Genomic DNA, 4,388 nt, shown 5'->3' on the forward strand with positions numbered 1-4,388 from the left:
TATAACTATGGCAGGTAAAGCAGTTATCCGCTTAAACGATGCAACAGATCATGGTGGTAAAGTCATTACTGCTATTGATAGTTACGCCTATCAAGGTGTACCTATTGCCGCCAAAGGTGACTTAGTGACGTGCCCAAAATGCAAAGGCGTTTTTCCTATTGTAGAAGGTAGTGATAACTTAAAGCATCAAGGAAAACCCATTGCATTAGAAGGTATGCATACGGCTTGTGGTGCAAAGTTGATTGCAAGTCAAGGCGGATTTTGCGCTTAGTTTTATTTATATAACAATCAGCTTCGAGCCTGTTGCCTCTTAGCTGATTATCCTATGATTGACCATTATAAATAGAAATTATATGAGTGACTCCTACTTACTATTTGTACCTAAAGATCCTTGTTTTATTCCAGAGCAGTCAGCAATAAATAAAGCAGAAGGCTTTCTTCGAACAATAAAAAAGTCAGATAAAAAATAAAAGATAAAAGATAAAAGATAAAAAGAAATATGCTCGTTTTTTGGCTAAAATACCGCCTTCTCTTGATGTTGAATCTTATGTTTCTGAAGACGTAGAACTATTTAACGGGATGGAAAATTTTGAAATTCCTTCCTGTATACGCTGTAAAAGTGATATTACCAAATGGTGGTATGACAAAATGGATTATCTTTGGGATAATTCACCGAGAACAGAAACAATTTATACCAGATGGTCAATTCCGTGTTGTTCGCTTCTTGAATTAGATTATCAAAATTGAGGAGCATTTGGTTGCTTTGCTTTGCTTTGATAATTGACACCAGAAAAATAGATATTATTCATACAGATGGCGGATTATCTTTGGTGATAGAGAAGATTGAATCCTTATTAAAAACACCTTTAATATAGTTTGGCAATATATATAGTGACTCCATGTTAGAGAACTTTGATCATTTTGACCGAAATCCCATCAGACGTGTAAGGAGCAGTGTTATTATACCTGACGCGCTTCGCTTGTCTTCTGCGTATTACCGGGCTAATCCATTAACCCGGCAATACGCAGAGCTGAAAAATGCCTGCTATAAGAAAACAACTTATTTCCTCACCTGCGCCTCATTTTTCTCCTCACTTTTTCTCTATATATGTGAGAAAAGTGAGGAATACAGCGAGCAGTAAAATCGCTCTCCTCACCATTCCTCACTTTTTTCCTCATTTTTTAATCTTTATTGTTCTGGTTAATAATCATAAGTTCCTGCCCGTTGCGGGTAATCAAGCCATCTTGCTCTAATTTGGTTAACCAGCGGCTGAAATTCTTCACATTCACGCCTATTGCCTTTAAGTCATCACGGATTAGGGCGATACTGCAAGGCTCTTTTAAAACGGTACGTGACCGGATGCACTGCCATAATGCCGTGTGATTATCGCTTTTATTAGAAACATGCTCGATTTCTTCCGCTTCAACTGGATCGCGCGGCCTGTCAATCAAGGCCAGTGACGTAACATCCTCTCCATCTTTATCGGTAAAGAGTTCAACCACGCGCATATCATAGGCTTTGGTTTCCGGTTCTTCGGCATCTTTCATTTTGGTGCAGGTGATAACCAGTGCACAGCCTTTTTTTCCTTCTCGATTGATCCGGTATTCAACATCTAACGCTGCACGAAAGGCACTGGAACCCCTTGCACCTTTGCTTTCATCCTTGCCGGAATGATGAACTACGAGAATACTGGCGCCTGTTTTGGCTTTCAGCTCATCACAGCCCCGAACGAACGCCCCATATCTTTTGAATCATTTTCATCAGCCCCGCCAAAACAGCGGGCGAGGGTATCGAGAATAATCAGGCGTACCGGTTGATCTGTTTCAGTTTCAACCTGTTGGGCGGCAATCACCAGCTCATGTACTTCAGCAGGCGAGGCCGGAAATACCGGAGTATTAATCAGATACATATTTTCAACCGTCTGGCCGTTGACGATTTCCCATGCTTTGATACGCCGAGGTACGCTGATCCCGCCTTCCCCCACAACATACAGTACAGAACCCTGCACAACCTGTTTTCCTGCCCATGCCTTACCTGTAGCAATATGACAACCCCATGCACTCGCCAGAAAACTCTTATATGATCCGCTCGCGCCATAAATGCTGCACAGGGAATATGCAGGAATAATACCTTTAACCACGTAATCTAATTGAGCATCAAAGCCTTCTGAGCCGATTGACAGCGGCAGCTTTGTTTTTCTATTTGGATAAATGCTTTCAATATTGTCATGGTGATGGGTTGCTATCGCATAACTGTTCATCGTTTCCCTGACCCGAAATAAACTCTCACAAAATGCCTTCTGTGCTGCTTCAATACCATGTTGCTGGCGATAATCATCCCAATCGGCTTTGTGTTCTGTAGGCGGCAATGTAACCCAACCATTAACCGCAAGAGCAGCTTTTTCTGCTGAGATCTTACCGACATTCTTTTGAGGTTTTCCGTTCTTATCCAGCTCAATAGGGCTATGCCAGTCATTATCTGCGGCAATAATAATTTTCGTGTCTGCCCAACGCTCCCGAACAGCTTTTGCGGCAGAGAGCAAATTACCTGCATCTATTGCAGCCAGAACTGTGCCTTTATAAAGCTGGTTAACAGTTAATGCTGTGGCGTAACCTTCGGTAATAATCACTGTATCAGGGTAATCTTCCAGCTCTGACACGATAATAAATGCATTTTTTTTCTGGCTACCAGAGAGTAATTTTTTCTCACCGTTCGGCTTAATAATTTGCGCCCCGGTTATGGTGTTATCCAGCGTTGTCAGCGGTAATAACAAAGAGCCATCATCCAATATCCGTTGATTAGGGCAGAGCAAGTTCTTTGCTTCCAAATAAGAAGACTGACCGGTAACAGATTGCGTCATCAATGCCAATACTTTTTCGGCAATAGATTGTGCCGGATAAGTCGTTTTTCTGGCTGGCTTAGATTCGGGCAACGGCAAAGCCAGCACACCGGCGACTATTTTCGCTGCTTCAAAAATAGTGAGTCCATTAGTTTTCGCGACTAAATCCAGCCCATCGCCATAGTTTGGTGCATCGCATTGGCGGCAATGACAGTTGCCGTGATGGTGATCATCAATAAAGTGAAATCGATCAGTACCGCCGCAAACAGGGCAGGTGCCATGCTTACCTTTTGCAGGGATATTAATACCACATGCAGGCAGCAGGTTCGACCAAGAATACATAGCGGAGGTTTTCACGGTTTGGATAAGATCAAGCGGTTTTTGATTGCCCGATTTTTTTTGGGCTGTAAATTCAAGGCGAGTTTGGGTATGCTGTGTATCAGCCATCGTTTTTTACCTTTCTTAAACGGTTGTTGGTTATGCGCCTCAGATGTGTGTCAGCACTCTGGGGCGTTAGTTTTTATGTAATGTTTCTTATGTCATATTCTTTTCTGCGTTATGCCGCCCATGATTCGGCGATATACTGAGCGATCCAGTTATTAATTTCAGCCCTAATAAAAGTCATTGAGTGTGGACTGATTTTGGTTAGTTTCGATCTGCATTATCAGTTTTTTCTGTCGCGCAGCGGTTTGGCGAAGTCATAGGGCGTGATGAATTTTTCCCGGTTTGCGTCCAGATAATCTGCCCACCACTGCATCATCAGTTGCCGTTCATCCAGATGTTTAGACGTATGGGTATACGCTGCCCTAACGCTGTTTCGTTCGATATGGCTGAGCTGGCGCTCGATGGCGTCATCACTCCAAAGACCTGATTCCCCCATTGCCCCGCGTGCCATTGTGCGGAATCCGTGTCCACATATCTCGGTTTTAGTGTCGTAGCCTATGTTGCGTAAAATTCTGTTAACCGTTGTTGCATCTATAACTTTCGTGGAATAGTGAGCGCCGGGGAACATCACATCACCGTTACCGCTCAGTTTGTGCAGGGTTTTGATAAGCCGAACCGCCTGATGGCTTAATGGCACGATGTGATCATTTTTCATTTTCATGCCCCGTTCAGAAAATTTAACACCTTCAATGGCTTTTCTTGTGGCAGGAATTTTCCACACGGCATTTTCAAGATCGATTTCCTGCCAGCGGGCGAATCTTAATTCGCTGATGCGGACAAATGTTAATAATGTCAGCTCGACGGCTATTTTGAATATTAAGCGTCCACGGTAGGCGGATAAGCGCCTCAGGAAATCAGGTAAATCTTCGTGGGGCAGAGCCGGACGGTGATGAGATTTTGCAGTAGTCGTGCCCTAGCCATGTCGTTAGCGGGATTGAATTCCAGAATATCATTCTGGACAGCGTAGCGCATAATCGATGTGATGCGTTGGCATAAACGTTGAGCGGTATCATGCTTGCCTTGTTCATCAATGGCTTTGACTGGAGCTAACAGTTGGCTAGTGCGTAGTGTGGTGATATCACATGTGCCAATGCAGGGGAAAAT

The 4,388-nt window shown here is 43.5% G+C and carries 3 protein-coding genes and 1 pseudogene; 1 reads left to right on the plus strand and 3 read right to left on the minus strand.

Annotated elements, in window-relative coordinates:
• The first annotated feature begins 7 nt into the window (after positions 1 to 7).
• Complete coding sequence (locus AAC147_RS15940) at positions 8 to 271, plus strand: PAAR domain-containing protein (protein ID WP_047682831.1); 264 nt, start codon at positions 8 to 10, stop codon at positions 269 to 271.
• A 911-nt stretch (positions 272 to 1,182) separates the two neighbouring features.
• On the opposite strand, the gene AAC147_RS15945 is transcribed toward AAC147_RS15940, so the two are convergent.
• From AAC147_RS15945 to AAC147_RS15955, 3 genes and pseudogenes are all read right to left on the minus strand, one after another.
• Complete coding sequence (locus AAC147_RS15945; protein ID WP_052189594.1) at positions 1,183 to 1,548, minus strand: hypothetical protein; 366 nt, start codon at positions 1,546 to 1,548, stop codon at positions 1,183 to 1,185.
• 161 nt (positions 1,549 to 1,709) lie between these two features.
• Complete coding sequence (locus AAC147_RS15950; protein WP_231571443.1) at positions 1,710 to 3,287, minus strand: AAA family ATPase; 1,578 nt, start codon at positions 3,285 to 3,287, stop codon at positions 1,710 to 1,712.
• A gap of 217 nt (positions 3,288 to 3,504) precedes the next feature.
• A pseudogene (locus AAC147_RS15955) lies at positions 3,505 to 4,388 on the minus strand (tyrosine-type recombinase/integrase); the annotation flags it as partial.

It is taken from the genome of Xenorhabdus sp. NBAII XenSa04 (assembly GCF_963866145.1).
GTDB lineage: Bacteria > Pseudomonadota > Gammaproteobacteria > Enterobacterales > Enterobacteriaceae > Xenorhabdus > Xenorhabdus indica.

Coding starts and splice junctions, on each gene's coding strand:
- AAC147_RS15940 (WP_047682831.1), top strand. CDS start 8: ATGGCAGGTAAAGCAGTTATCCGCTTAAACGATGCAACAGATCATGGT.
- AAC147_RS15945 (WP_052189594.1), bottom strand. CDS start 1,548: ATGAAAGATGCCGAAGAACCGGAAACCAAAGCCTATGATATGCGCGTG.
- AAC147_RS15950 (WP_231571443.1), bottom strand. CDS start 3,287: ATGGCTGATACACAGCATACCCAAACTCGCCTTGAATTTACAGCCCAA.